A 4,168-nucleotide genomic window follows, 5' to 3' on the forward strand; every position below is an offset into this window, starting at 1 on the left:
TTTTGATCTGAGGCGCCCCGTTAACCACGATGGCCGAACGCAGGCTTGAATCCGTGGGTAACCCGGCAGGACGCCGGGTTAGCCGCGCTGGGCCAAGGATGGCCCATCGCGGCGGCCCACGGATTCAAGCCGGAGTGAGGGCACACCGAGCATTAGCGAGGTGCCGAGTGGTGGGGCGAAGACCTTTTGGTTACTTTTGGGGCGTTTGCCAAAAGTGACCCGCTGTAAGAGCGGAACCATAGGCCGCCGTTACCGCAGCAACGGATATGTACTCAATCAACCCAACCCACCACAAGATGGAACTTTGCCAACAAAAAACCACCTGAATCCGGTAGGCTCACCCTTTTTACTTCAAGGAGTTACCCCCATGGCCAAAGCCACCGCCCGCCACATCCTCGTTTCCACCGAAGACAAGTGCAACGAACTCAAGGCCCAGATCGAAGGCGGCGCCGATTTCGCAGAAATCGCCAAAGCCAACTCCAGCTGCCCATCCAGCCGCGACGGTGGCAACCTGGGTTCGTTCGGCCCAGGCCAGATGGTCAAAGAATTCGACACCGTCGTCTTCAGCGCCCCCGTCAACACCGTGCAAGGCCCGGTAAAAACCCAGTTCGGCTACCACCTGCTGGAAGTCACCAGCCGCCAGGACTGATCCTTCCTGCACTGATGCTATAAACAACGGCCCGCCTTTTGGTGGGCCGTTGTGCATCAAGTGACTGGCAACCCATAAGCCGTTAACGTACAAATCCCTATTACTGTTCACCCGGCGCTCAAGGCTGATAATGCGATTGGTTTTTTCCACAAAACTCTTCAGCTACACCCTGGCCCTGCTACTGGCCAGCACCGCCGTGATCGCGGCCCCGCAAACCTACCTCACGGTCTACGGCGAACCGGCCAAGTACCCCACCGGCTTCACCCATTTCGACTACGCCAACCCCAACGCGCCCAAAGGCGGCAGCCTGCGACGCTCAGCCATCGAAATCGGGCGCTTCGACCATGTATTGCCGTACATAGACAAAGGCATCGGCGTCTCCCAGGTCGACGGCTGGCTCTACGCCCCGCTGGCCCAGCGCTCCCTGGATGAGCCCTACACCGTTTACGGCCTGGTCGCCGAAAAAATGGAACGCGCCGACGACGGCCTCTCGCTGCGCTTCTACCTCAACCCCAAGGCACGCTTTGCCGATGGCACGCCAATCACCGCCGAAGATGTACGCTACAGCTTCGACCTGCTGATGACCCAAGGCAGCCTGCGCTTTCGCACCCTGTTCGCCGACGTCAAACACGTCGAAGTCGAAGGCGAGCGCCAGGTGCGCTTCGACTTTTCCAGCAATGAAAACCGCACCCTGCCCCTGGATATCGCCACCCTGCCGGTATTCCCCGAACATTGGTGGAAAACCCGCGACTTCGCCAACGGTGGCGGCTACGAAGCGCCGCTGGGCAGCGGCCCGTACAAAATCAGCAAGATCGACTCCGGCAGCACCATCACCTTCACCCGCGACCCCGACTGGTGGGGCAAGGACTTGCCCGTCAGCCGGGGCCTGTACAACTTCGACCACCTGAGCCTGGAGTACTTCGGCGACACCGAGGTGGCCCGCCAGGTGCTGCGTGGCGGCGCCTATGACTTCAACCGCGAGTTCTCCGCTACGGGCTACTCCATCGGCTACAACGGCCCGGCCCTCGACGATGGCCGCCTGCAACGTGCGCACTTGGCCAAAGAGATGCCGCAACCGGCCCAGGGCTATGTGTTCAACGTGCAAAAACCGATGTTCAAGGACCGCCGCGTGCGCCAGGCCCTGGCGATGCTGTGGGACTTCGAATGGGCCAACCGGCAGATGATGCGCAATATGTACATCCGCCAGCAGAGCTTCTTCTCCAACAGCCCGCTGGCTGCAAGCCAACCGCCGACCCAAGAGGAACTGGCGATTCTTGAGCCACTGCGCGGCCAGGTGCCCGACGAAGTATTTACCCAAGTGTTCAAGGCGCCGGTCACCGACGGCAGCGGCATGATCCGTGACAAACAGCTGCAAGCCCTGGCACTGCTGGAAGCCGCCGGCTGGACACCCAAGGGCGACAAGCTGGTCAACGCCGACGGCGAGCCACTGGAGTTCACCTTCCTCAATGCCCAGGCCGGCCTTGAGCGCCTGTTGCTGCCGTACAAGCGCAACTTGGCGCAGATCGGCATCACCCTGAATATCCGCCGCATAGACTCGTCCCAGTACGTCAATCGCATCATGGCCCGCGACTACGACATGATCGTCATCGGCTTCCCGGTCACCACGTCGCCAGGCATGGAGCTGTACAACTACTTCGGCTCGCAGGCCGCCTACGACCCTGGTGCGAACAACTACATGGTGCTCAAAGACCCCGCCGTCGATACCCTGATCAGCGGGCTGGTCAAAGCCAACACCCAGGCGCAGATGCTCACCTATGCCCATGCCCTGGACCGCGTGCTGCAATGGAATTACCTGTGGATCCCCAACTACTACCCGCCCGGCACCTCGGCCGCGTGGTGGAATCGCTTCGGCCGCCCGGCCATCGAGGCCAAGAACGACGAAGCGCTGGAAACCTGGTGGGAAATCAGCCCCACACCACTGACGAATGAGCAAATGAACGCCGAGCTGAAAAAACGCGGAGGAACGCGCTGATGTTTGCCTATATCGTGCGGCGCCTGCTGCTGATTATCCCCACGCTGGTGATCATCCTGCTGGTCAATTTCGTGATCGTGCAGGCCGCGCCCGGCGGCCCGGTTGAACAGGCCATTGCGCACCTGCAAGGCATCGGTGGCGGCGGCATTGGCGGTGGTGGCGGCGAAGCCGTCAACGGCTCGCGCGCCAGCCGTGGCCTGGACCCCAAATTGATCAAGGACATCGAAAAGCAATACGGCTTCGACAAGCCCGCGCCGGAACGCCTGTGGCTGATGCTCAAGAACTACGCCCAACTGGATTTCGGTAACAGCTTCTTTCGCGGCAAAAGCGTGATCGACCTGATCCTGGAAAAAATGCCGGTGACCATTTCCCTCGGTTTATGGGCCACCTTGATCACCTACCTGGTGTCGATCCCCTTGGGGATTCGCAAGGCCGTGCGCCACGGCAGCAGCTTTGACGTGTGGAGCAGCACCGCGATTGTCATCGGTTATGCGATGCCGGCCTTCCTGTTTGCGATGTTCCTGATCGTGCTGTTCGCCGGTGGCACCTCGCTGAACTGGTTCCCGGTGCGCGGGCTGGTCTCGGAGAACTTCGACGAACTCAGCACAATCGGCAAAATTGCCGACTACTTCTGGCACCTGGTGTTGCCCGTCACCTCGTTGGTGATCGGCGGGTTCGCGACGCTGACCATCCTCACCAAAAACTCATTCCTGAATGAAATCACGCGCCAATACGTGGTCACCGCCCGTGCCAAGGGCTTGAGTGAACGCCGGGTGCTCTACGGCCATGTGTTTCGCAATGCCATGCTGCTGGTGATCTCGGGGATTCCCCAGGCATTTATCAGCGTGTTTTTTGCCGGTTCCCTGTTGATCGAAGTGATCTTTTCCCTCGATGGCCTGGGCCGCATGAGCTACGAAGCCGCCGTATCCCGCGACTACCCGGTGGTCTTTGGCTCGTTGTTTATCTTCACCCTGTTCGGGCTCTTGATAAAACTCATCGGTGACCTCTGCTACACCCTGGTGGACCCGCGTATCGACTTCGCCGCGAGGAACGCCTGATGCTTAATCTGTCTCCGGTGGCCCGTCGGCGTTTCGAGCGCTTCAAGAAGAACCGCCGTGGCTGGTGGTCGCTGTGGCTGTTTATCGGCCTGTTTATCCTGACCCTGGGCGGCGAGTTGATCGCCAATGACAAACCCTTGGTGCTGAGCTTCAAGAACGAGCTGTATTTCCCGGTGTTCAAGCGCTACACCGAGCAACAGTTCGGCGGCCAGTTGCCCTTCCAGGCCGACTACCGCAGTGACTACGTGCAAAAGCTGATCAAGCAGGACGGCGGCTGGATGCTGTTCCCGCCGATCCCGTTCAGTGACGACACGCCCAACTACGAACTGACCCGCCCTGCCCCCAGCCCGCCCTCGGCGGTGAACTGGCTGGGCACCGATGATCAATCCCGCGATGTGCTGGCGCGGGTCATCTTCGGCGCACGGGTGTCGATCCTGTTTGCCCTGGCACTCACCGCCATCAGTGCCG

The 4,168-nt window shown here is 60.5% G+C and carries 4 protein-coding genes; all 4 read left to right on the forward strand.

Features of this window, described 5'->3' with window-relative positions; all coding sequences use genetic code 11:
* The first annotated feature begins 367 nt into the window (after window positions 1-367).
* Entirely contained in the window at window positions 368-649 is a 282-nt protein-coding gene (locus FEM54_RS26130; RefSeq protein ID WP_010210937.1) for a peptidylprolyl isomerase, read from the forward strand.
* A 130-nt stretch (window positions 650-779) separates the two neighbouring features.
* A complete protein-coding gene (locus FEM54_RS26135) occupies window positions 780-2,642 on the forward strand; it encodes an extracellular solute-binding protein (RefSeq protein ID WP_138453617.1) in 1,863 nt (620 codons plus the stop codon).
* On the forward strand, window positions 2,642-3,700 hold the full coding sequence (locus FEM54_RS26140; RefSeq protein ID WP_138453618.1) for a microcin C ABC transporter permease YejB: 1,059 nt from the start codon (window positions 2,642-2,644) through the stop codon (window positions 3,698-3,700). The genes FEM54_RS26135 and FEM54_RS26140 overlap by 1 nt, the downstream gene beginning before the upstream one ends.
* A partial coding sequence (locus FEM54_RS26145; RefSeq protein WP_477749739.1) for an ABC transporter permease family protein occupies window positions 3,700-4,168 on the forward strand: 469 nt, incomplete at its 3' end. The genes FEM54_RS26140 and FEM54_RS26145, both read left to right, overlap by 1 nt.

Origin of the sequence: Pseudomonas edaphica (genome assembly GCF_005863185.1) — a bacterium.
Taxonomy (GTDB): Bacteria; Pseudomonadota; Gammaproteobacteria; order Pseudomonadales; family Pseudomonadaceae; genus Aquipseudomonas; species Aquipseudomonas edaphica.